Here is a 23,802-nt window from a genome sequence, read left to right on the forward strand (position 1 = left end):
CGCCGCATGATCGAGATCCGCAAGCAGAATCCTGCCTTCGGACTGGGGTCCTACAGCGAACTGCAGTCCTCCAACCCGGCGGTCCTCGCCTTCCTGCGGGAGTACGAGGACGATCTCGTGCTCTGTGTCCACAACTTCTCGCGGTTCGCGCAGCCGACGGAGCTGGACCTCAGGCAGTTCAACGGCCGGCATCCGGTCGAGCTGTTCGGCGGGGTGCGGTTCCCGGCGGTCGGTGAACTGCCCTACCTGCTCACCCTCGCCGGGCACGGCTTCTACTGGTTCCGGCTGCGCGCGGAGACGGCTTAGCCGGAACAGCGCACCCAGCGGAGCGCTCGGCACGGTCCACCCCGGGCGGCGGCGGTTGGTTTCCTCCGGCCCGCCCGGGGCACGCATCACTAACGCCCCCGACCGGGGAAAGGACGTACCCGCCATGGCGGAAACGGTCAGCCCCTCCACTCCCGCCCTCCTCGCCTCGCTCGACCCCCTGCTGCGCGAGTGGCTGCCCCGGCAGCGCTGGTTCGCCGGCAAGGGAACGCCGGTCGCCGGCTTCTCCGCGGTCGCCGAGACCGAACTCCTGCCCTCGGACGGCCGGCTGGGCCTGCGCCACCTGCTGGTCCGCGCCCACCAGCCGCCCGCGCCCGCCGAGGCCGGCGACTGCTACCAGCTCCTCATAGGCGTGCGCGAGGCGCTGCCGCCCCGGCTGGCGCCCGCGCTGATCGGACACCTGACCGACGGCCCGCTGGCCGGGCACACGGTCTACGACGCGCTGTACGACGCCCGGCCCGCCGAGGTCCTGCTGGAGGCCCTGCGCACCCGGGCCCGCATCGGCGACCTGCGCTTCGAGCGGGAACCCGGCCAGGAGATACGCGAGGGCCTGGTGGCCCGGCTGCTGACCGCCGAACAGTCCAACTCCTCGGTCGTCTACGGAGATACGTTCATCCTCAAGCTGTTGCGCCGGGTCGTGCCCGGCGTCAACCCCGACCTGGAGATACCCCTGGCCCTGGCCCGCGAGGGCTGTGCCCGGGTGCCGGCCCCGACGGCCTGGCTGCGGGCGGAGCTGGCCGGCGAGCACGGTGAGCCCGACGAGCCGTACGTCCTGGCGGTCCTCCAGCCGTTCGTGCGGGGCGCCACCGACGGCTGGGAGCTGGCGCTGCGCGAACTGGCCAAGGGCGAGGACTTCACGGCCGAGGCGCGGGCGCTGGGGCGGGCCACCGCCGAGGTGCACACGGCGCTGGCCCGGGCGCTGCCGACCGCCACCCTCGGGCACAGCCAGCTGGAGTCGCAGGTCGCGGGCATGACCGAGCGGCTGGCGGCGGCCGTGCAGGCGGTACCGGCGCTGCGGCCGTACGAGGGCGGGCTGCGGTCCGCCTACACCGCGCTGGCCGACCTGGCCGCCGAGGGCCGCACCTGGACCGCCCAGCGCATCCACGGCGACCTGCACCTGGGACAGTGCCTGCGGTCGCCGTCCGGTGAGTGGTCGCTGATCGACTTCGAGGGGGAGCCGGCCCGCCCGCTGGCCGAGCGCCGGATGCCGCAGCCGCCGGTGCGGGACATCGCGGGGATGCTGCGCTCCTTCGACTACGCGGCCCACTCGGTGACCCCGGCGGCCCCCGACTGGGCGCGCGGGTGCCGGGCGGCCTACTGTGCCGGCTACGCCGAGATCGCCGGCGCCGACCCGCGCACCGACCCCGTCCTGCTGCGGGCCTACGAGACCGACAAGGCCGTCTACGAGGTCGTCTACGAGGCCCGGCACCGCCCCGACTGGCTTCCCGTCCCGCTGTCGGCCGTGCGCCGCCTGGCCACCCCCGACCCGACCTGATCCCGGGAGACGCGTCCGTGACCTCCAACACCCCCGTGCCCGTAGCCGCCGGCGACCGTGAGCGGCTGCTGCACGGCACCCACCACGACCCGCACTCGGTGCTGGGCGCGCATCCGGTCCAGGGCGGGATCGCCGTCCGCGCGTTCCGCCCGTACGCCCGCGCGGTGACGGCCGTAGCGGGCAGTGAGCTGCGGGCCGAACTGCACGACGACGGCGACGGCTTCTTCTCCGCCCTGCTCCCTGTCTCCGAGGTGCCGGTCTACCGGCTCCTGGTGGAGTACGAGGGGACGGTCCAGGAGACGGAGGACGCGTACCGCTTCCTGCCCACCCTCGGCGACCTGGACCTGCACCTGATCGGCGAGGGCCGGCACGAGCGGCTGTGGGAGGCGCTCGGCGCGCATCCGACCACGCACCAGGGCGTGCCGGGCACCCGGTTCACGGTGTGGGCGCCGAACGCGCGGGGCGTGCGGGTGGCCGGCGGTTTCAACTTCTGGGACGGCACCGGGGCTCCGATGCGCTCGCTCGGCTCCTCGGGGATCTGGGAGCTGTTCCTGCCGGGCATCGGCGAGGGCGAGCTGTACAAGTTCGAGATCACGCGTCCGGACGGCTCCCGGACGCTGCGCGCGGACCCGATGGCCCGGCGGACCGAGGTGCCGCCGCACACGTCGTCGATCGTGACCGCGTCCCGGCACGAGTGGGACGACGCGGAGTGGATGGCGCACCGCGGCGACACCCCCGTGCACGAGGCCCCGTTCTCGGTCTACGAGGTGCACCTGCCGTCCTGGCGCCCCGGCCTGACCTACCGCGAACTGGCCGCGCAACTGCCCGCCTACGTCGCCGACCTGGGCTTCACGCACGTGGAGCTGATGCCGGTCGCCGAGCACCCCTTCGGGGGCTCCTGGGGCTACCAGGTCACCGGTTTCTACGCGCCCACGGCCCGGCTCGGCACCCCCGACGACTTCAGGTTCCTGGTCGACGCGCTGCACCGGGCCGGCATCGGGGTGCTGATGGACTGGGTGCCGGCGCACTTCCCGCGGGACGACTGGGCGCTGGCGGAGTTCGACGGCCGCCCGCTGTACGAGCACGCGGACCCGCTGCGGGCCGCGCATCCCGACTGGGGCACCCTGGAGTTCGACTTCGGCCGCCGCGAGGTGCGCAACTTCCTGGTCGCCAACGCCGTGTACTGGTGCGAGGAGTTCCACATCGACGGCCTGCGCGTCGACGCCGTGGCCTCGATGCTGTACCTCGACTACTCGCGCGAGCCGGGCCAGTGGACGCCGAACGAGCACGGCGGCCGGGAGAACCTGGACGCGGTGGCGTTCCTCCAGGAGATGAACGCGACGGTGTACCGCCGGTCCCCGGGCGTGGTCACGATCGCCGAGGAGTCGACGGCGTGGGAGGGCGTGACCCGCACCACCGACGGCGGCGGTCTCGGTTTCGGCCTGAAGTGGAACATGGGCTGGATGCACGACTCGCTGGAGTACATGTCCCACGAGCCGGTGCACCGCAGGTACCACCACCACGAGATGACCTTCTCGATGGTCTACGCGTACAGCGAGAACTACGTCCTGCCCATCTCCCACGACGAGGTCGTGCACGGCAAGCGCTCGCTCGTCTCGAAGATGCCCGGCGACTGGTGGCAGCAGCGTGCCAACGACCGTGCCTACCTGGCCTTCATGTGGGCCCACCCCGGCAAGCAGCTCCTCTTCATGGGGCAGGAGTTCGCGCAGGGCGCGGAGTGGTCGGAGGCGCACGGCCCGGACTGGTGGCTGCTCGACCCGGAGTACGGCGCGGCGGCCGACCACCGGGGTGTGCGGGACCTGGTCCGCGACCTCAACACGGTGTACCGGGCGACCCCGGCGCTCTGGCAGCGGGACACGGCGCCCGACGGTTTCCAGTGGATCGTGGGCGACGCGGCGGAGGACAACGTCTTCGCGTTCCTGCGCCTGGACGCCGAGGGCACGCCGCTGCTCGCCGTCTCCAACCTCTCCCCCGTGGTCCGCGACTACCGCCTGGGCGTCCCGGACGAGGTCCCCGCCTGGCACGAGACCCTCAACACCGACCTGGCCCGCTACGGCGGCAGCGACGTCACCAACCCCGACCCGGTCAAGCCGGAGCCGCTGGGCAGCCACGGCCGCCCCGCGAGCATCCGGCTGACCCTGCCGCCGCTGGCTACGGTGTGGCTGCGGCCTGCCTGAGCCCGTCCGGCAGGCCGCCGGTGTACAGCACGCCGAGGCGCTGGGTGGCCCGGGTCAGGGCCACGTACAGGTCGCTGGTGCCGTAGCGGCCGGGTTCCACCACGAGGACGGAGTCGAACTCGAGGCCCTTGGCCTGGCGCGGGTCGAGCAGGACGACGGTCCGCGTCAGGTCGGGTTCGGTGCCGGCCGTGACGCCGTCCAGGCGGGCGGCGAGGGTGCGGTGCAGGTCGCGGGGGGCGATCACGGCCAGCCGGCCCTCGGCGGGGGCGAGTTCGGCGACCGCCTTCTCGACGGCGCCCGGGAGGTCGTCGTACGCCTGCCTGATCCACGGCCGTACGCCCGTCGAGCGGACCGAGCTCGGGGGCTCGAAGTCGGGGTGCTCGGCGCGGACCACGGCCGCCGCGAGGTCCATGATCTCGGACGGGGTGCGGTAGTTGACGCCGAGGCGGGTGTGCTCCCAGCGGTCCTGCACGTACGGCTGGAGGATGTCCGCCCAGGAGCCGACGCCGGCCGCCTCCGCGGTCTGGGCCGGGTCGCCGACCAGGGTCATGGAGCGGGTCGGGCTGCGCCGCATGAGGAGCCGCCACGCCATCGGCGACAGCTCCTGCGCCTCGTCCACGATGATGTGGCCGAACGCCCAGGTGCGGTCGGCCGCCGCCCGCTCGGCCGCGCTGCGGAAGTCCGCCTCCTCCTGGCGCTCGGCGAACCGCTCGGCGTCGATGATGTCGTGCGCGGACAGCACCTCGGAGGCCTCGGGGTCGCTGTCCTCCTTGTCGTCGAACTCGTAGGTGCGGGAGGCGTAGGAGACGTCGAGGACGCCTTGGGCGTAGGCGATCTGGGTCTCGCGCTCGCGTTCGGCGCGGGCCCGCGCGACCCGCTCGTCCACGCCGAGCAGCTCCGCGGCCTCGTCGAGCAGCGGCACGTCCGGGACCGTCCAGGTCCGGGTCACCGGTCGGCGGACCGCGGCCGCGTCCTCGTCGCTCAGGTATCCCTCGGGGGCGGCGAGGAAGTCGGCGACCAGGCGCTGCGGGGTCAGCCGCGGCCACAGCTGGTCGATGGCGGACCAGACCTCGGGGTTCTCGGCGAGTTCGTCGCGGATCTGGGTGATGTCCGAGGGGTCGAGCAGGCTGCTGCCGTCGAAGGGGTCGGTGCCCACGCGTTCGGCGTAGAGGTCGGTGAGGGTGTTGAGGATGTGGCCCTCGAAGTGCTCGCGGGCCACGTTGTGCGGGAGCCGGGCGGCGCGGGTGCGCTCGCGGGCCATGTTGACCAGGCCGTCGTCGAGCATCAGCACCTCGCGGTCGTGCTCGATCGTGAGGACGGGGTCGGGCAGCGCCTGCCGGTCGCGTACGGCCGCGGCCAGCGCGTCGGCCATGTCGGCGCGGCCCTTCACGGCGGCCGCCTCGGCCGTGTCGGACGCCGTCGCCTTCACGCCGGGGAACAGCTCGCCGACCGTCGCCAGCAGCACACCGGTCTCGCCCAGCGAGGGCAGCACCTCGCCGATGTAGCCGAGGAAGGCGGGGTTCGGACCGACGATCAGGACCGCCCGCTTGGCGAGCAGTTCCCGGTATTCGTAGAGGAGGAAGGCGGCGCGGTGCAACGCCACCGCCGTCTTTCCGGTGCCCGGCCCGCCCTCGACGACCAGGACCCCGCGGTGGGGCGCCCGGATGATCTCGTCCTGCTCGGCCTGGATGGTCTGCACGATGTCGCTCATCCGGCCGGTGCGGGCCGAGTTGAGCGCGGCGAGCAGCACCGCGTCGCCGGACGGGTCCTCGTGGCCGGTGCGCTCGCGGTCGCCGAGGTCGAGGATCTCGTCGTGCAGGGCGGCGACCCGGCGGCCGTCGGTGGCGATGTGGCGGCGGCGGCGCAGGCCCATCGGGGTGTGGCCGGTGGCCAGGTAGAAGGGGCGGGCGACCTCGGCACGCCAGTCGACGAGGACGGGGGTGCGCTCGGCGTCGTCCAGGCGCAGCCCGATCCGCCCGATGTGATGCTTCGTGCCGGAGGTCAGGTCGATGCGGCCGAAGCACAGCGAGCCGTCGACGGCGTTCAGCGCGGCGAGCAGTCCGGAGCGCTCGGCGACCAGGATGTCCCGCTCCAGGCGGGCCTGCATCGGCTTGTCGCCGAGGGCGAGGGCGTCCGCGACCGAGTCCTCGGTGTCACCGCGCAGGGCGTCCACCCGCGCGTACAGTCCGTCGATGAATTCCTGCTCATCGCGCAATTCATCGTCCGGAAATTCGGTGTTTGACAATTCCACTCCAGCCCGGATATACTGTGCCCACTGAACTTCTCCGCGACTTCATCGACTCCGCCTCGACCCGAAGTCGCGAACTCTTGAATATACGCAAAGAAATCCCCCGGACGCAATTGTCCGGGGGATTCTTCGTATTACCGGTGGGTTCAGCTGAGCACGTCGGGCAGCGCGTCGGCCAGCTCCTCGAACAGCCGCCGCTTGGGCCGGGCGCCCACCATCGACCGCACCGGCTCACCGTCCCGGAACACCATGAACGTCGGCATGGACAGGACCTTGTACGCGTTCGTCGTCTCCGGATTGGTGTCCACGTCCAGCTGGACCACCTTCAGCCGCTCGCCCTCCTCGGCCGCGAGGGCCGTGAGCACCGGCCCCATCTGCCGGCACGGCGGGCACCAGTCGGCGGTGAACTCCACCAGCACCGGCTGCTCCGCCCCGATCACCTCCGCCGCGAAGTCCGCGTCCGTCACCTCGGCCACACCAGCCGCCTTGATCATCGCCCGGTCCCTCCCAGTTCACAGACCGGCTCCGGGCCCCCCGGAGCCAGCGCCTCGACGGCCAGCGCGTCCCGGGCCCGCTCGGCCCGCTCCAGCTGGGCCCCGACCGTCGCTCGCACGGCCTGCAACTCGCCGATCAGCGAGTCCAGCTCCGCCAGCTTGCGCCGGTAGACCGCGAGCGACGCCGGGCAGGTGTCGCCCTCCGGGTGCCCGGCCCGCAGGCACTCCACGAACGGCCGGGTCTCCTCCAGCTCGAACCCGAAGTCCTGCAGCGTCCGTATCTGCGTGAGCAGTCTCAGGTCGCTCTCGTCGTACGTCCGGTGCCCGTTCCCGGCCCGTCGCGCGGGCAGCAGCCCGCGCGCCTCGTAGTACCGCAGGGCCCGCGTGGTGGTCCCGGCCCGCGCGGCCAGCTCGCCGATTCGCATGCCTACGACCGTAAGACCTGACGCCGACGTCAAGACAAGCTCGGCTGGACCCCCGCGGACTCCTCGACCTCGAGGAGCGAGGCGCTCTGCCGCTCCTCGTCGAAGGCCCTGCGCCCACCGCGCAGCCCGAACAGCCGCTTGGCGAGGGCGATGTAGAGCACCGCGAGGATGTTCAGGACGAGGGTCGCGATCTTCAGATAGCTGACCTTCTCGGTGAGTTCCCAGATCTCCAGCGGCAGGAAGGCGGCGGTGGCGACGACCGTCAGGTACTCCGCCCACCGCTTGGCGTACCAGAGGCCGACCGCCTCGACGAGTTCGATCAGCGCGTACGCCAGCAGCAGTCCGGCCACCAGCAGCAGCGTGGAGTGCTTGTAGCCGAAGGCCTTCTGGATCGACCCGACGACCGGCGAGTGGTCGAGGTCGTAGTGGAAGTGCCTGAAGACCGGCCGGAAGGTGTCCAGGTACTCGTTGAAGAGCCTGCGCACCGCGTCCTGGCTGTTGCTGAACTTCCACACCGCGACCGCGACCAGCACGATGAACACCCCGCGCACGGCCCGCTCGATCGCGAGGAACCGCAGGATGAACAGGTCCCGCAGCACCTTCCCGCGCGGCACCAGCGGGGCGTCCCCGGCGGGCCCTGAGCCGTGCGGCTCGCCGAGCACGAAGTCGCCGCAGCGCAGGCACCGCCAGGCCTCCCCGACCGCGGTCTGCGCGTGCAGCCGCACCCGCAGCCGCGGGTCGTCCGGCGCATAGGTCACATGCCCCTTGCGCGCGCAGTGCCGGCGGTCCCAGTCGATCGCCATCCCCCGTGCCTCCATATGTCGACGTGCCGTTCCCGTTGGACAGGAACGGCACGTTAGTGGATACGCGTGACAGGCGCCGCCGAGGGGGTGCACCGGACGGCCGGCCCGGGTTCAGGCCGAGCCGGACGTCCGGCGGTTTGCGTGGCGCCCCGAAGGGCGCTGGGGGTACCCCCGGCCGAAGGCTGGGGGAGGAACTGCGCGACCAGCCCCCACCGGCCTGCAGCCGACGACGACGGCGCTACGCCTTCGCCAGCTCCTCCCGCTGCTCGGGAAGGTCCGGCGAAACCACCGGCTCCCCCTCATCCAGCAGCGTCTTCTCGTCGAACGGCAGCTCCCCCGCGAGCACCTGCCGCACCCGCCCCTTGTCGATCTCCTTCGTCCACGTGCCGATCAGGACGGTCGCGACGGCGTTGCCCGCGAAGTTGGTCAGCGCGCGGGCCTCGCTCATGAACCGGTCGATGCCGACGATCAGACCGACACCGTCCACCAGCGCGGGCTTGTGGGACTGCAGACCGCCGGCCAGCGTGGCGAGGCCGGCGCCGCTGACGCCCGCCGCACCCTTGGAGGCCAGCAGCAGGAAGAGCAGCAGCGGGATCTGCTCGCCCACCGACATCGGCGTACCGAGGGCGTCCGCGATGTACAGCGACGCCATGGTCATGTAGATCATGGTGCCGTCGAGGTTGAAGGAGTACCCGGTCGGGACGGTGATGCCGACGACCGGCTTGCTCACGCCCAGGTGCTCCATCTTCGCGATGAGCCGCGGCAGCGCGGACTCGGAGGAGGAGGTGGACAGGATCAGCAGGAACTCGCGGGCGAGGTACTTGAACAGCGTGAAGATGTTGAGCCCGGAGACGACCCGCAGCACCGTGCCCAGCACCACGAAGACGAAGAGCACACAGGTGACGTAGAAGCCGAGCATCAGCACGGCCAGGCTCTTGAGCGCGTCGAGCCCGGCGGACCCGACGACGGCGGCGATCGCACCGAACGCACCGATCGGTGCGGCCCACATGATCATGCCGAGGATGCGGAAGACGAGCCGCTGGACGTGCTCGATGCCCCGCAGCACCGGCTGCCCGGCCGACCCCATGGCCTGCAGCGCGAACCCGGCGAGCAGCGCGATCAGCAGCGTCTGCAGCACCTGGCCCTCGGTGAAGGCGGAGACGAACGTGGTCGGGATGATCGACAGCACGAAGTCGACACCGCCGAGCGCCTCGGAGTCCACCTGGGCGTGTCCGGTGGCCTTGAGGGCGTTGGTGATGTGCAGCCCGTCACCGGGGTGCAGGATGTTGCCGACCACCAGGCCGATGGTGAGCGCGACCAGCGACATCACGAGGAAGTAGCCGAGCGCGATGCCACCGACGGCACCGACCTTGGCGGCCTTCCGCACGGACCCGATCCCGAGCACGATCGTGCAGAAGATGATGGGCGAGATCATCATCTTGATCAGGTTGACGAAGCCGGTCCCTAGCGGCTTCAGCTCGACCCCGGCGTCGGGCCAGACGAGCCCCACGACGATGCCGAGCGCCACCGCGGCGATCACGGCGATGTACAGGTAATGGGTGCGGTCCCGCTTCACAGCGGGTGCGGCAGGTGCCGTATCGGGGGTGCTGGCTGCGGCCACGGCTGCCCTCCTTGACGTCTTCGTCGGTACCACCGGCGTGCGGCTCACGTCCGGGCGATGTGGGGGATGCCGTGACTATCTCCCGGTCTGTGAGGGCGGTCACCCTTCCGTTCATTGAGTTCACGCCCGCCCCGGAAGGCACACTGCTGACATGCGTTTTCCGTCCGTCCCCCGCCCCCGCAGCCTGGCCGGCCAGCTCTTCGCCATGCAGGCCGTGCTGATAGCGGTCGTGGTCGCCGGTTACGCGCTGTTCACGTACGTCAGCGACCGCCACCAGGCGGAGGAGGCGGCGACCCGGCAGGCGACCGCGGTGGCCCGGTCGGTCGCGGACTCGCCGTCGGTCCGCGCGGCGATCCACACCGCGCACCCCTCCACCGAGCTCCAGCCGTACGCCCTCCAGGTGATGCGGGGCACCGAGGTCGACTTCGTCACGATCATGACTCCGAACGGCATCCGCTGGACCCACCCCGACAAGACCCAGATCGGCAAGCACTACCTCGGCCACATCGAGGCGGCGCAGCACGGCAACACCTACAGCGAGACCTACAAGGGCACCCTCGGGGTCTCGGTGCGCACGGTGACCCCGGTGAAGGAGAAGGGCCGGGTGATCGGCCTGGTGAGCGCCGGTATCAGGGTGGAGGCGATCAGCCGGCGGGTCCAGGAGCAGGTGACGGCGCTGCTCGGGGTGGCGGCGAGCGCGCTGCTGCTGGGCGCGCTGGGCACGTACGTCATCAACGCCCAGCTGCGCCGCCACACCCACGGCATGAACGCCACGGAACTGAGCCACATGCACGACTACCACCAGGCGGCGCTGCACGCGGTGCGCGAGGGGCTGCTGATGCTGGACGGCCAGTACCGGGTGGCGTTGATCAACGACGGGGGCCGGGAGCTGCTGGGAGTGGGGCCGGAGCGAGAGGTCGTGGGCCGGTCGGTGGCGGAGCTGGGCCTGCCGGCCCCGCTGACCGGTGCGTTGCTGGCCTCCGAGCCCCGGGTGGACGAGGTGCACCTGACGGCGGACCGGGTGCTGGTGGTGAACACCTCACCGGTGTCGGGGGGCGAGCGGCGCGGCACCGTGGTCACGCTCCGGGACGTCACCGAACTCCAGTCACTGATGGGCGAGTTGGACTCGGAGCGCGGCTTCACGCAGGCGCTGCGCTCGCAGGCGCACGAGGCGGCGAACCGCCTGCACACGGTGGTGTCGCTCATCGAACTCGGCCGGGCGGAGGAGGCGGTGGACTTCGCGACCGCGGAGCTGGAGCTGGCGCAGGCGCTGACCGACCAGGTGGTGGCCGCCGTCAGCGAACCGGTCCTCGCCGCACTGCTGCTGGGCAAGACCGCGCAGGCGAACGAGCGGGGCGTGGAGCTGGTGGTCTCGGACGAGAGCCGGCTGGATGACGGTTTGCTACCGGAGAGCCTGTCGGCGCGCGATCTGGTCACCATCCTCGGCAACCTGATCGACAACGCGGTGGACGCGGCCCAGGGGACGGTCGGGGCACGCGTGACGGTGACCGCGTACGCGGAGGAAGCCGAGTTGGTGATGCGGGTGAGGGACACGGGCGCGGGGGTCGACCCCGCCCATGCCGAGCTGGTCTTCCAGCGCGGCTTCTCGACGAAGCCGGCGGGGCCGGGCGGGCGGGGGCTGGGTCTGGCGCTGGTTCGGCAGGCGGTCGTACGGCTGGACGGCACCCTGACGGTGACGGAGGCGCCGGAGGGCGGAGCGGTGTTCGAGGTACGGCTGCCGTTGCGGGCGTCGCTGGCGGGGGGCGAGGCGCGATGACCGCCGAACCGATCAGAGTCCTGGTCGTCGAGGACGACCCGGTGGCCGCGGACGCGCACGTCATGTACGTGGGCCGGGTACCGGGGTTCGTGGCGGTGGGCAAGGCACACACCGGGGCGGAGGCGCGCCGCATCCTGGACCGGACGCCGGTGGACCTCCTCCTCCTCGACCTGCACCTGCCGGACGTGCACGGCCTGCAGTTCGCGCGCTCGCTCCGGGCGGCGGGGCATCAGGCCGACGTCATAGCGGTGACGTCGGCGCGCGACCTTGCGGTCGTCCGGGAGGGCGTCTCGCTGGGCGTGGTCCAGTACGTCCTGAAGCCCTTCACCTTCGCGACCCTCCGCGACCGGCTCACCCGCTACGCGGAGTTCCGGGCGGCGGTGGGCGAGGCCAGCGGCCAGGACGAGGTGGACCGGGCCCTCGCGGCACTCCGCGCACCGACACCCGCGGCGCTTCCGAAGGGCCTGAGCGCACCGACCCTGGAGCGGGTGACCGTCGCGCTGCGCGAGTCCGCGGAGGGGCTGACCGCGGCCGCGCTGGCGGAGAGCGTGGGAATCTCCCGGATCACGGCCCGGCGCTATCTCGAGCACCTGGTGGAGGCGGGGCGGGCGGGTCGCAGTCCGCTGTACGGGCAGGTGGGGAGACCGGAGTTGGTGTACCGGTGGGGGAAGCGGTGACCCGCTGGGCTTGGGCGGCTTCGACGGGGGCGTCGGCGGCCCGGCGACGTGCCGGGCGCCTTCGTGGAGGTCGGCCGTGTTCGTGCGGGTACGGTACGGCGTCAGGCTCGAACTCGTCCCGGTCCCACCGGCCTCATGTACAGGAGCACCTGCGCCCCGAGCCCCACCACCGCGAGCGCCTCCAGCACCGGTGGCCGGCACCGAGTCGGAGATCGTTTAGGGTTGCGCGATGTTCGCAGGAAACCTTGTAGGGCTCCGCGCGCTGCGCTCCGAAGACGCTGAGCACCATTTCCGGTGGCGCAACGACCCGGAGGTGGTGCGCTGGGCCGCAGCGGGAGACCCCTTGTTCGGCCCGGTCACCGCGGAAGCGATCCAGATCGGCTTCGACACCATGCTGCGGCTGAATCCCAGGGAGTCAGCCGTGTTCACGGTCGAGGACCTGGCAGGCGGAACCGTGATCGGCATGGTCGACTACCGGGATCTCAACCCCTGTGCCGGTGTCGCCACGGTCGGAGTCACCATCGGCGAACGGGAGTTCTGGGGCCGCGGCCACGGCAGTGACGCCCTGCGGCTGCTCATGGGCCACCTGTTCGGTGCGTACTGCCTGAACCGGCTGGAGCTGGACACCTGGAGCGGCAACGAGCGCGCCGTGCGCGCCTTCACCAGGCTGGGCTTCCGCGAGGAAGGCCGCCGCCGGTCGGCTGTACTGGTGCAGGGGAAGCGCTACGACCGCGTGCTGTTCGGAATGCTCCGTGAGGAGTGGGAGAGCCCCGCATGACGTCGTCGATCACCAATCCCCTGCACGGACATTGACCTGACTAGACCACTCCACTTACCTTCACCGGGCAGACAGACGAACCCCCAGGCCACAGCGCAGTGGCCGCCGAGGAGGTCGTGCCCGTGCGCCCCACCGCCGTCAGCATCGTTGCCCTCGCCGTCGTCACCGCCGCCGCCTCGCTCAGCGCGTGCGGCAGCGGGTCCGGAAGCAGTCCGGACACCGTGAAGGTCTCGTTCAAGCAGTCCATGGACAACTCCGTCAAGGTGACGGACACCTATCTCGCGGACATCAAGAAGCAGTTCGAGAAGGAGTACCCGGGCAAGAAGGTCGAGCTCGTCCCCATCAAGGCCTCGGACGCGGACTACTACACCAAGCTCCAGCAGATGCTCAGATCGCCGCGGACCGCTCCCGACCTCGTCTACGAGGACACCTTCCTCATCAACTCCGACATCACCAGCGGGTATCTCAAGCCCCTCGACTCCTATCTCGCCAAGTGGAAGGACTGGGGTCAGTTCATCGACACCGCGAAGTCGGCGGCCAGAGGCGAGGACGGTAAGACGTACGGCGTGCCGGACGGCACCGACACCCGCGGTCTCTGGTTCGACAAGCGGGTGTTCGAGAAGGCCGGGCTGCCGACCGACTGGCAGCCGAAGAACTGGGACGACGTGCTGGCCGCGGCCCGGACGATCAAGCAGAAGGTGCCCGGCGTCACGCCCCTCAACGTCTACACCGGCAAGGCCGCCGGGGAGACGGCGAGCATGCAGGGCTTCGAGATGCTGCTGTACGGCACCAACGACGGGACCAGTGATCCGCTCTACGACAAGTCGAGCAAGAAGTGGATCGCCGGGAGCCAGGGGTTCAAGGACGCGTTGTCGTTCGTCAGGACCGTGTACAAGGACAAGCTGGGGCCGGACGTCTCCGACGCGCTCGACCCCAACTACCGGAACACCGTCTGGGGTGAGCTCATGCCCCAGGGCAAGCTGGGCATCAACCTCGACGGATCCTGGCTGCCCCAGAACTGGCTCCAGGGCAGCGGTCACGAGTGGCCCGACTGGTCCAAGCAGCTCGGTCTCGCCTCCATGCCGACCCAGCACGGCCAGGCACCCGGCAAGGTGAGCATGTCGGGCGGCTGGACCTGGGCCATCCCCGCCAAGGCCGGCAACCCCGACCTCGCCTTCGACTTCATCAAGACCATGCAGACCAAGGCGAACGCCCAGAAGTGGTACATCGCCAACTCCGGGATCGCGGTGCGCAAGGACGTCGCGAGCGACCCGTCGTACACGTCCGCCCAGCCCGGCATCAAGTTCTTCACCGATCTCGTCGCCAGTACGCACTACCGGCCCGCCTACACGGCCTACCCGAAGGTCTCCACCGCCATCCAGGAGGCCATGGAGAGCGTGACCACCGGTGACGCGTCGGTCGACAAGGCGGCGGGCACCTACGATTCGACGCTCAAGGACGTGACCGACGGCCAGGTGGTCACCCGGTGAGTGAGCCGGTGAGACACTCCCTGGTCACCCGGCGCGTCGCCCGCGGCCTCCCGCTCGTCCCCGCCCTGGTCCTGATCCTCCTGTTCCTGGGCGGGCCGATCGTCTACTGCGCCTGGATCGCCTTCACCGACCTGCAGCTCACCGGGCAGGCGCACTCGTCCTTCGTCGGTTTCGCCAACTTCCGCAGGGCGTTCCGCGACGACGCCTTCCTGAACGCCGTCTGGCTGACCCTCGTCTTCACCGTGCTGTCCTCGCTCGTCGGGCAGAACACGCTGGGCCTCGCGCTCGCCGCACTGATGCGGCGGGCGTCGAAGCCGGTGCGGACGCTGACCGGAGGGATCGTGGTCACGGCGTGGGTGCTGCCGGAGGTCGTCGCCGGGTTCCTGCTGTACGCCTTCTTCCGCAAGGAGGGCACCCTCAACGCCATCCTGGGCCTGCTTCACCTGCCCTCGCAGAACTGGCTGTTCACGCTGCCGATCCTGGCGGTGTCGTTCGCCAACGTGTGGCGGGGCACGGCCTTCTCGATGCTGGTCTACTCCGCCGCCCTCGACGAGATACCCAGCGAGATCGAGGAGTCGGCGGAGGTGGACGGCGCCGGCGGCTGGCGGCGGATGTGGCACATCACGCTGCCGATGATCCGGCGGTCCATCGGGACGAACCTGATGCTCAACACCCTCCAGACGCTCTCCGTCTTCGGGCTGATCTGGGTGATGACCAGGGGCGGTCCCGGCGACAAGAGCCAGACGCTGCCCCTCTTCATGTACGAACAGGCCTTCCAGAACAGCATGATCGGGTACGGGACCGCGGTCGCCCTGCTCCTTCTCCTGGTCGGTTCGCTCTTCTCCGTCGTCTACATGCGCCTGCTGCGCACGGAGGTGTGAACCCGACCATGCCCCGCCGTCAACGCCGTTCGCACCGGCTCGCCGCCGACCTCGGGCTGCTGATCGTGGCCGCCGCCTTCGTGCTGCCGCTCGCCTGGGTGGTCCTGTCCGCCGTCGACCCGCATGCCGGCCTGCGGGTACGGATCCCGGACGGGTTCACCTCCGGGAACTTCGACGCGATCCTCACCCCGGACATCACCTACACCCCGCTGCTCAACAGCCTGGTCCTGTGCGGCGGCGCCACCGCGCTCACCGTCGTCTGCGCCGCCCTCGCCGCCTACCCGCTCTCCCGCTACCGCTCCCGGTTCAACCGGCCGTTCCTGCTGTCCATCCTGTTCGCGACGAGCCTGCCGATCACCGCGATCATGGTGCCGGTGTACGCGCTGTTCGTCCGGATCAACCTGATCGACACCATGCAGGGCACGATCCTGTTCTTCGCCGCCTCCCAGCTCCCGTTCGCCATCTGGCTGATGAAGAACTTCATGGACGGCGTCCCGAAGGAGCTGGAGGAGGCCGCCTGGACGGACGGGGCGGGCTCCGCCCAGTCGCTGGTGCGGATCGTGCTGCCGCTGATGGGACCCGGTCTCGCCGTCGTCACCGTCTTCGCCTTCGTGATGATGTGGGGCAACTTCTTCGTCCCCTTCATGCTGCTGCTCTCGCCGGACCAGATGCCCGCCTCGGTCTCCATCAACGACTTCTTCGGCAACCGCGGCATGGTGGCGTACGGCCAGCTCGCCGCCTTCTCCGTCATCTACTCGACGCCGGTGATCCTGCTGTACGTGCTGGTCGCGCGCCGGCTGGGAGGCGGGTTCGCGCTCGGCGGGGCCGTCAAGGGATGAACAGGTGAGCAGCACCGGTGAATCCGTACGTTCCCACAATCCGTGTTCCTGGCCGAACGGACCGTAGTCAGCGCCCCCGGAGACCCCTAGCTTGTCGGCTGTGCGCCGACCCCCAGCTCTGCCGAACCAGCCAGGTCCCCCCTTCAACGCCCCCGCCGCCCGCAGACTCCGTGCCGCTCTCGGCATGGGGCCCGAACACGTGGCCCACGACCTGCGGGCCTCGTACGGGCTGCCGTACGCCACGCCCGATCTCGTCCTCGCCTGGGAGCGCGGGGCGGTGACCCCCAGCAGTCCCGAACTCACCGCGCTGGCTGGCGTGTTGTGGTGTGCGCCGGGCGAACTGATCGGCCGGCCGCGCACCCTGCGCGAACACCGCATCGCCCGCGGGCTGGCCCCGGAGGACGTGGCCCTCGCGGCCGGCCTCGACCTCCTCGGCTATCTCGCGATGGAGGAGGACGAGGACTGGCGGGGCACGGAACGGCAGTCAGCCGCCCTGGCCGACACCCTCAGCCTCTCCCTGCCGGACTTCGTCACCGTCACCGGCAAGGAGGAGAAACTGGCGGAGCTGCTGCGCAACGCGGCCACCACCCGCTGGCAGGCCTACGTCCGCCAGGTGGGCAAGGTCGTCCCGCTGGACAAACACCTGATCGAGGACGCGCTGCGCGAGCTGCACGAGGACTACCAGGGGCGGATGACGGCGACCCTGGCCTGGGGCAACATCCCGACGACCGATTCTGCCGAGGACAGGGGCAAAGACTTCCTGGCTGGGATCGTCACCCACTTCTGGAATGAGGTGGGGAAGGGGACTGCTTGAACGCGCCTCGCTGGACGCGCCCCTTCAGGGGCGCTGGGGGTACCCCCAGCCGAAGGCTGGGGGAGGAACTGCGCGACCAACCCCCACACACCCGCAGCCCGAAACGAAACCCCAGCCCTAGAAAACCGACTCGGCTTCGTCCATCCGGTCCTTCGGCACCGTCTTCAACTCGGTCACCGCCTCCGCGAGCGGCACCATCCGGATGTCGGTCCCCCGCAGGGCGGTCATCCTCCCGAAGTCGCCCCGGTGCGCCGCCTCCACCGCATGCCACCCGAACCGCGTCGCGAGGACGCGGTCGTAGGCCGTCGGCGTGCCGCCCCGCTGGACGTGTCCGAGGATGACCGGCTTGGCCTCCTTGCCGAGCCGCCGCTCCAGCTCGTACGCCAGGGCCGTACCGATGCCCTGGAAGCGCTCGTGACCGTACTGGTCGATCTCGCCCTTGCCGTAGTCCATCGTGCCGTCGGCGGGGTGGGCGCCCTCCGCCACGCACACCACGGCGAACTTCTTGCCGCGGGCGAAGCGCTCCTCGACCATCTTGACCAGGTCGGCGGGGTCGAAGGGCCGCTCGGGAAGGCAGATGCCGTGGGCGCCGGCCGCCATCCCGGACTCCAGCGCGATCCAGCCGGCGTGCCGGCCCATCACCTCGACGACCATCACCCGCTGGTGGGACTCGGCGGTGGTCTTGAGACGGTCCATCGCCTCGGTGGCGACGCCGACCGCCGTGTCGAAGCCGAAGGTGCGGTCGGTGGAGGAGATGTCGTTGTCGATGGTCTTCGGGACGCCGACGACCGGCAGGCCCGCGTCGGACAGCATGCGCGCCGCGGTCAGCGTGCCCTCGCCGCCGATCGGGATCAGCGCGTCGATGCCGAACTCCTCGACCATGTCGGTGGCCCGGTCGCACGCCTCGCGCAGCCGGTCCCGCTCCAGCCGGGAGGAACCCAGGATCGTGCCGCCGAGGGACAGGATGCCGCCGACCGCGTCCAGGTCGAGGGTGCGGTAGTGGCCGTCGAGCAGACCCCGGAAGCCGTCCTCGAAACCGATGACCTCGTCGTCGTACTGGGCGACGGCCCGGTGCACCACCGATCGGATGACGGCGTTCAGGCCGGGGCAGTCGCCGCCTGCGGTGAGAACTCCGATGCGCATGGTGGTGTGTCTCCTGCTCGCTGTCGTTACCGGTGAGCCGATCTGATTGTTTCATGCCGGACGGGGCGGGCGAAGTCCTGACGGGCGCCTTATCCGGCGTCAGGGGTATTGTCAAGAGGGTTCCGCTCACCCCGGTGGGCGATTTTTATGCGGCCGCACAGGTACTACACAGAGACGGAGTGCACACGTGACGCGCAGCGTGTACGTGACCGGGATCGACCGCGGCGACGGCCGCCAGGTCGTCGAGCTGGGCGTGATGGAGCTACTGACCCGGCAGGTCGACCGGGTCGGTGTCTTCCGCCCCCTCGTCCACGACGGTCCCGACCGGCTGTTCGAGCTGCTGCGTGCGCGGTACCGCCTCGCCCAGGACCCGGCGACCGTGTACGGCATGGACTACCACGCGGCCTCCGCCCTCCAGGCCGAGCGCGGTGCCGACGACCTGGTCTCCACCCTCGTGGAGCGCTTCCACCTGGTGGCCCGCGACTACGACGTCGTGCTCGTCCTCGGCACCGACTACGCCGACACCCAGTTCCCGGACGAGCTGTCCCTCAACGCCCGGCTCGCCAACGAGTTCGGTGCCTCGGTGATCCCGGTGGTCGGCGGCCGGGACGAGGACGCGGAGTCGGTGCTGGCGGAGACCCGCAACGCGTTCCGGGCGTACGACGGTCTCGGCTGCGACGTGCTGGCGATGATCGCCAACCGGGTCGCGCGCGAGGACCGGGACGAGATAGCCCGGCGGATCGAGGGGCGGCTGCCGGTGCCGGTGTACGTCCTGCCGGACGAGCCCGCGCTGTCCGCGCCGACGGTCGCCCAGATCGCCCACGCACTCGACGCGAAGGTGCTGCTCGGCGACGACTCGGGGCTGGCCAGGGACGCGCTGGACTTCGTCTTCGGCGGGGCGATGCTGCCGAGCTTCCTGCCCGCCCTGACCCCCGGCTGCCTGGTGGTGACCCCGGGCGACCGCGCGGACCTGGTCGTCGGCTCACTGGCCGCGCACAGCGCCGGCACCCCGCCGATCGCCGGCGTGCTGCTCACCCTCGGCGAGCGGCCCGCCGACGAGATCCTCACCCTCGCCGCCCGGCTGGCCCCCGGCACCCCGGTGCTGTCCGTGCCCGGCAACAGCTTCCCGACCGCCGGCCGGCTGTTCTCCCTGGAGGGCAAGCTGAACGCGGCCACCCCACGCAAGGCGGAGACCGCGCTCGGCCTGTTCGAGCGGTACGTCGACACCGGCGGCCTCGACAAGCGGGTCTCGGCGCCGAGCAGCGGCCGGCTCACCCCGATGATGTTCGAGCACAAGCTCCTGGAGCAGGCACGGTCCGACAAGCGGCGGGTGGTGCTGCCGGAGGGGACCGAGCCGCGGGTGCTGCACGCGGCGGAGGTGCTGCTGCGCCGGGGGGTATGTGACATATCACTGCTCGGACCCGTCGACCAGATCCGCAAGAAGGCCGCCGACCTCGGCATCGACCTCGGCGACGCCCAGCTGATCGACCCGGCCACCTCCGAACTGCGCGACACGTTCGCCGAGCAGTACGCCCTGCTCCGCGCCCACAAGGGCGTGACGGTGGAGCTGGCGTACGACGTGGTCGCCGACGTCAACTACTTCGGCACCCTGATGGTGCAGGAGGGCCTCGCGGACGGCATGGTCTCGGGGTCCGTGCACTCCACGGCGGCGACCATCCGCCCGGCGTTCGAGATCATCAAGACCAAGCCGGGTTCGTCGATCGTCTCGTCCGTCTTCTTCATGTGCCTGGCCGACCAGGTGCTGGTCTACGGCGACTGCGCGGTGAACCCGGACCCGAACGCCGAGCAGCTCGCCGACATCGCCGTCCAGTCGGCGGGGACGGCCGCCCAGTTCGGTGTGGAGCCGCGGATCGCGATGCTGTCGTACTCGACGGGCACGTCGGGTTCGGGGGCGGACGTGGACAAGGTGCGGGAGGCGACCGAGCTGGCGCGCTCGCGCCGGCCCGATCTGCTGATCGAGGGGCCGATCCAGTACGACGCGGCCGTGGAGCCGTCGGTGGCCGCCACCAAGCTGCCGGGCTCCGAGGTCGCCGGGCAGGCCAGCGTGCTGATCTTCCCGGACCTCAACACCGGCAACAACACCTACAAGGCCGTGCAGCGGTCGGCCGGCGCGATCGCGGTCGGGCCGGTGCTGCAGGGGCTGCGCAAGCCCGTCAACGACCTGTCCCGGGGCGCCCTCGTCCAGGACATCGTCAACACCGTCGCCATCACGGCGATCCAGGCCCAGAATCCGGCCGAGTCCCCTGAGTCCCCCACCGGGTCCCCGGCCGCGTCCCCGAGCGAGAAGGCAACCGCCCAGTGAGCCCCAGTCCGACCCGTGTCCTCGTCCTCAACTCCGGTTCCTCGTCGGTGAAGTACCAGCTCCTTGACATGCGGGACAGCAGCCGGCTCGCGGTCGGTCTCGTCGAGCGGATCGGCGAGCAGACCTCGCGGCTCAGGCACACCTGCCTGGAGAGCGGTGACACCCGCGAGGCCCTCGGGCCGATCGCCGACCACGAGGCCGCCCTGAAGGCCGTGGCGGAGGAGCTGACGCGGGACGGCCTCGGGCTCGACTCGCCGGAACTGGCCGCGATCGGGCACCGGGTGGTGCACGGCGGGATGTTCTTCACCGAGCCGACGGTGATCGACGACGCGGTGCTCGCCGAGATCGAGCGGCTGATCCCGGTCGCCCCGCTGCACAACCCGGCCAACCTGACCGGCATCCGCACCGCGCAGGCGCTGCGTCCGGACCTGCCGCAGGTCGCCGTCTTCGACACGGCGTTCCACACGACGATGCCGGAGTCTGCGGCGCGGTACGCGATCGACCCGAAGTTCGCCGACCGGTACCGGATCCGCCGGTACGGCTTCCACGGCACCTCGCACGCCTACGTGTCCCGGGCGACCGCGCGGCTGCTGGGGAGGACACCGGAAGAGGTGAACGTCATCGTGCTGCACCTCGGCAACGGGGCGTCCGCGTCGGCCGTCCGGGGTGGCCGGTGCGTGGACACCTCGATGGGCCTGACGCCTTTGGAGGGGCTGGTGATGGGGACCCGTTCCGGTGATCTGGACCCGGCCGTCATTTTCCATTTGGCGCGAGTTGGCGGAATGTCCATGGACGAGATCGACACTCTTCTCAACAAGAGGAGTGGTTTGTTCGGTCTGTGCGGTGACAACGACATGCGGGAGATCCGGCGCCGGATCGACGAGGGCGACGAAGCGGCCCAACTCGCCTTCGACATCTACATTCACCGCCTGAAGAAGTACATCGGCGCCTACTGTGCCGTCCTCGGCCGGGTCGACGCGGTGGCCTTCACCGCGGGCGTCGGCGAGAACGCGGCCCCGGTGCGGGAGGCCGCGGTGGCGGGCCTGGAGGGGCTGGGGCTCGCGGTCGACCCGGAGCTGAACGCCGTACGGGCGGACGAGCCGCGGCTGATATCCCCCGCCGGCGCACGCGTCGCCGTCGCGGTGGTGCCGACGGACGAGGAGCTGGAGATCGCGACCCAGACGTACGCGCTCGTCGGCACCGGATCGGCACCGGTCGGAAATAACAGCTGAGCACATTAGCGCCCATTTGTATCTTCCACCAGACGGAATATTCCGTAGCGAAACAAACCGATAGGATCGCCCCCATGCGCCGTTCGAAAATCGTCTGTACTCTCGGCCCCGCGGTCGACACCCACGAAAAGCTCGTCGCCATGATCGAGGCGGGCATGAACGTGGCCCGGTTCAATTTCAGCCACGGCTCCCACGCCGAGCACCAGGGGCGGTACGACCGCGTCCGGGCCGCCGCCAAGGAGACCGGCCGTGCCATCGGCGTCCTCGCCGACCTGCAGGGCCCGAAGATCCGTCTGGAGACCTTCGCCGAGGGACCGGTGGAGCTCGAGCGCGGTGACGAGTTCGTCATCACGACCGAGGACGTCCCGGGCGACAAGACCATCTGCGGTACGACCTACAAGGGCCTGCCGGGCGACGTCTCGCGCGGCGACCAGGTCCTCATCAACGACGGCAACGTCGAGCTGAAGGTCACGGACGTCGAGGGCCCGCGGGTGAAGACGATCGTCATCGAGGGCGGTGTCGTCTCCGACCACAAGGGCATCAACCTGCCCGGCGCGGCCGTCAACGTGCCCGCGCTGTCCGAGAAGGACGTCGAGGACCTCCGGTTCGCGCTGCGCATGGGCTGCGACATGGTCGCGCTGTCCTTCGTGCGGGACGCCAAGGACGTCGACGACGTGCACCGGGTGATGGACGAGGAGGGGCGCCGGGTCCCCGTCATCGCCAAGGTGGAGAAGCCGCAGGCGGTGGAGAACATGGAGGGCGTCGTGATGGCGTTCGACGCCGTCATGGTGGCCCGTGGCGACCTGGCCGTCGAGTACCCGCTCGAGAAGGTCCCCATGGTGCAGAAGCGCCTGATCGAGCTGTGCCGGCGCAACGCCAAGCCGGTGATCGTGGCGACCCAGATGATGGAGTCGATGATCACCAACTCCCGTCCGACCCGCGCCGAGGCCTCCGACGTCGCCAACGCGATCCTGGACGGCGCGGACGCGGTGATGCTCTCGGCGGAGTCCTCCGTCGGCGCGTACCCGGTCGAGACCGTGAAGACGATGTCGAAGATCGTCCAGGCGGCCGAGCAGGAGCTGCTCAGCAAGGGCCTGCAGCCGCTGGTCCCGGGCAAGAAGCCGCGTACGCAGGGCGGTGCGGTGGCCCGTGCGGCCTGCGAGATCGCCGACTTCCTCGGCGGCCGCGGCCTGGTCGCCTTCACCCAGTCCGGCGACACCGCCCGCCGCCTCTCGCGCTACCGCGCGCAGCAGCCGATCATCGCCTTCACCACCGACGAGGCCACCCGCAACCAGCTCACCCTCAGCTGGGGCGTGGAGTCGCACGTGGTGCCGTTCGTGAACAGCACGGACGAAATGGTCGACATGGTCGACCAGGAGCTCGCCAAGATCAAGCGCTTCCACCCCGGCGACACCGTCATCATCACGGCCGGCTCGCCCCCCGGCGTCCCGGGCACCACCAACATGCTCCGCGTCCACCACATCGGCGGCATCAACAAGTGACACCCGCGTAGGGCCTTGTACGGCACCGAGGGCGCTCCCTGTGGCAGGGGGCGCCCTCGGTCCGTCCCCGGTGGATCACACCGCCGGCGGTGCTCCGACCGTCTCCCGCAGCCACGCGTTGCCGCGCAGCTCCGGATGAGCGGTGGTGATCATCCGAAACGCCTCGGCCTTCGCCCGGTCGGTGAGCCGCCGAAGCCCGGCCCAGGTCAGCTCCGCCACCACCGGCGCGTAGTTCGTGGTGAGGGTGACGGCCTCTGCCCCACGGCTGAAGGAGAACACGTGCTGGGTCACGCTCGTCTCCACCGCGATGTCGCTCCGGGTCTCCAGCTCCCGTCGTGCGTACTCCAGCATGAGAGCGAAGTCGGCCACGGGCAGTCCCGGCGTGCGCAGGCTGAGATCCACGCCGTGGACGAGGAGCCGTACGTCTGCCCGGAAACAGCTGACGGCGAAGTCCGCGCCGGTCAGCTCCGGATGCTCCGGCCGGTCGGGGTGCTCCGGCCGCCGGTCCGGGGACCAGGAGACGTCCTCGGCGCGGGGTTCGAAGGCGAAGGTGATCATCTTTTCGCCTGCTCCGGCCAGGGGAACTCCGGCGGGGCACCGGACACGGCTGTGGGGGGGGGGGGGGGGGGGGGGGGGGGGGGGGGGGGGCGGGGTGGGGGGGGGGGGGGGGGGGGGGGGGGGGGGGGGGGGGTGGGTCCCGGGCCGAGGGGCTGCCCCTGCGGGAGAAGGGTAGCGATC

At 70.8% G+C, this 23,802-nt stretch carries 20 protein-coding genes; 13 read left to right on the top strand and 7 right to left on the bottom strand.

All coding sequences use genetic code 11. From position 1 onward, the window contains the following. The 3 genes from ACZ63F_RS42460 to glgB all read left to right on the top strand — a co-directional run. Positions 1-306: alpha-glucosidase C-terminal domain-containing protein (locus tag ACZ63F_RS42460; protein WP_469719385.1), on the top strand; the 306-nt coding region annotated here is incomplete at its 5' end. A 124-nt stretch (positions 307-430) separates the two neighbouring features. Continuing rightward, the gene (locus tag ACZ63F_RS42465) at positions 431-1,819 is read left to right on the top strand and encodes a maltokinase N-terminal cap-like domain-containing protein (RefSeq protein ID WP_469719386.1); all 1,389 of its coding nucleotides are present in this window, start codon (positions 431-433) and stop codon (positions 1,817-1,819) included. A 17-nt stretch (positions 1,820-1,836) separates the two neighbouring features. After that, positions 1,837-4,017 (top strand): 1,4-alpha-glucan branching enzyme, encoded by a 2,181-nt coding sequence (gene glgB, locus ACZ63F_RS42470; protein WP_469719388.1) that lies wholly within the window; start codon positions 1,837-1,839, stop codon positions 4,015-4,017. Here the strand turns inward: glgB and ACZ63F_RS42475 are convergent. From ACZ63F_RS42475 to ACZ63F_RS42495, 5 genes are all read right to left on the bottom strand, one after another. Then, a complete protein-coding gene (locus ACZ63F_RS42475) occupies positions 3,992-6,232 on the bottom strand; it encodes a HelD family protein (protein ID WP_469719390.1) in 2,241 nt (746 codons plus the stop codon). The two genes, glgB and ACZ63F_RS42475, sit on opposite strands and share 26 nt — an antisense overlap. 179 nt (positions 6,233-6,411) lie before the next feature. Then, positions 6,412-6,759, bottom strand: coding sequence for a thioredoxin family protein (locus ACZ63F_RS42480; protein WP_469719392.1), 348 nt, complete (start codon positions 6,757-6,759; stop codon positions 6,412-6,414). Continuing rightward, positions 6,756-7,184 (bottom strand): MerR family transcriptional regulator, encoded by a 429-nt coding sequence (locus ACZ63F_RS42485; protein WP_351962268.1) that lies wholly within the window; start codon positions 7,182-7,184, stop codon positions 6,756-6,758. Before ACZ63F_RS42485 ends, ACZ63F_RS42480 begins: the two co-directional genes overlap by 4 nt. A gap of 29 nt (positions 7,185-7,213) precedes the next feature. Further along, entirely contained in the window at positions 7,214-7,987 is a 774-nt protein-coding gene (locus tag ACZ63F_RS42490; protein WP_352364941.1) for a DUF2127 domain-containing protein, read from the bottom strand. A 238-nt stretch (positions 7,988-8,225) separates the two neighbouring features. After that, the gene (locus ACZ63F_RS42495) at positions 8,226-9,608 is read right to left on the bottom strand and encodes a cation:dicarboxylate symporter family transporter (protein WP_469719394.1); all 1,383 of its coding nucleotides are present in this window, start codon (positions 9,606-9,608) and stop codon (positions 8,226-8,228) included. Positions 9,609-9,759: 151 nt separating this feature from the next. Between ACZ63F_RS42495 and ACZ63F_RS42500 the strand changes: the two genes are divergently transcribed. The 7 genes from ACZ63F_RS42500 to ACZ63F_RS42530 all read left to right on the top strand — a co-directional run bounded on the left by ACZ63F_RS42500 (position 9,760) and on the right by ACZ63F_RS42530 (position 16,864). Then, positions 9,760-11,385, top strand: a complete 1,626-nt coding sequence (locus tag ACZ63F_RS42500; protein WP_469719396.1) for a sensor histidine kinase — start codon at positions 9,760-9,762, stop codon at positions 11,383-11,385. Further along, positions 11,382-12,062 carry a response regulator gene (locus ACZ63F_RS42505; protein WP_457700099.1) on the top strand — a complete coding sequence of 227 codons (681 nt, stop codon included), beginning with the start codon at positions 11,382-11,384 and terminating at the stop codon, positions 12,060-12,062. Before ACZ63F_RS42500 ends, ACZ63F_RS42505 begins: the two co-directional genes overlap by 4 nt. Before the next feature lie 229 nt (positions 12,063-12,291). Further along, the gene (locus ACZ63F_RS42510) at positions 12,292-12,840 is read left to right on the top strand and encodes a GNAT family N-acetyltransferase (protein ID WP_469719398.1); all 549 of its coding nucleotides are present in this window, start codon (positions 12,292-12,294) and stop codon (positions 12,838-12,840) included. A gap of 122 nt (positions 12,841-12,962) precedes the next feature. After that, the gene (locus ACZ63F_RS42515) at positions 12,963-14,330 is read left to right on the top strand and encodes an extracellular solute-binding protein (protein ID WP_352364953.1); all 1,368 of its coding nucleotides are present in this window, start codon (positions 12,963-12,965) and stop codon (positions 14,328-14,330) included. Beyond that, positions 14,327-15,211, top strand: a complete 885-nt coding sequence (locus ACZ63F_RS42520) for a carbohydrate ABC transporter permease (protein ID WP_469719400.1) — start codon at positions 14,327-14,329, stop codon at positions 15,209-15,211. Before ACZ63F_RS42515 ends, ACZ63F_RS42520 begins: the two co-directional genes overlap by 4 nt. 8 nt (positions 15,212-15,219) lie before the next feature. Continuing rightward, positions 15,220-16,050 (top strand): carbohydrate ABC transporter permease, encoded by an 831-nt coding sequence (locus tag ACZ63F_RS42525; protein ID WP_469719402.1) that lies wholly within the window; start codon positions 15,220-15,222, stop codon positions 16,048-16,050. Between the two features lie 100 nt (positions 16,051-16,150). Further along, positions 16,151-16,864, top strand: a complete 714-nt coding sequence (locus ACZ63F_RS42530) for an XRE family transcriptional regulator (RefSeq protein ID WP_469719403.1) — start codon at positions 16,151-16,153, stop codon at positions 16,862-16,864. Between the two features lie 117 nt (positions 16,865-16,981). On the opposite strand, the gene ACZ63F_RS42535 is transcribed toward ACZ63F_RS42530, so the two are convergent. Beyond that, positions 16,982-18,007: an ATP-dependent 6-phosphofructokinase gene (locus tag ACZ63F_RS42535; RefSeq protein WP_352364961.1), complete on the bottom strand. Its 1,026-nt coding sequence runs from the start codon at positions 18,005-18,007 to the stop codon at positions 16,982-16,984. A gap of 187 nt (positions 18,008-18,194) precedes the next feature. On the opposite strand from ACZ63F_RS42535, the gene pta reads away from it, so the two are divergent. The 3 genes from pta to pyk all read left to right on the top strand — a co-directional run bounded on the left by pta (position 18,195) and on the right by pyk (position 23,064). Continuing rightward, complete coding sequence (gene pta, locus ACZ63F_RS42540) at positions 18,195-20,330, top strand: phosphate acetyltransferase (protein ID WP_469719404.1); 2,136 nt, start codon at positions 18,195-18,197, stop codon at positions 20,328-20,330. After that, positions 20,327-21,562: an acetate kinase gene (locus ACZ63F_RS42545; RefSeq protein WP_469719406.1), complete on the top strand. Its 1,236-nt coding sequence runs from the start codon at positions 20,327-20,329 to the stop codon at positions 21,560-21,562. The genes pta and ACZ63F_RS42545 overlap by 4 nt, the downstream gene beginning before the upstream one ends. A gap of 74 nt (positions 21,563-21,636) precedes the next feature. Continuing rightward, positions 21,637-23,064 carry a pyruvate kinase gene (gene pyk / locus ACZ63F_RS42550; RefSeq protein WP_469719408.1) on the top strand — a complete coding sequence of 476 codons (1,428 nt, stop codon included), beginning with the start codon at positions 21,637-21,639 and terminating at the stop codon, positions 23,062-23,064. Between the two features lie 75 nt (positions 23,065-23,139). On the opposite strand, the gene ACZ63F_RS42555 is transcribed toward pyk, so the two are convergent. After that, the gene (locus ACZ63F_RS42555; RefSeq protein WP_469719410.1) at positions 23,140-23,622 is read right to left on the bottom strand and encodes a hypothetical protein; all 483 of its coding nucleotides are present in this window, start codon (positions 23,620-23,622) and stop codon (positions 23,140-23,142) included. Positions 23,623-23,802 lie beyond the last annotated feature (180 nt).

The organism is Streptomyces sp. NPDC104761 (genome assembly GCF_055583445.1).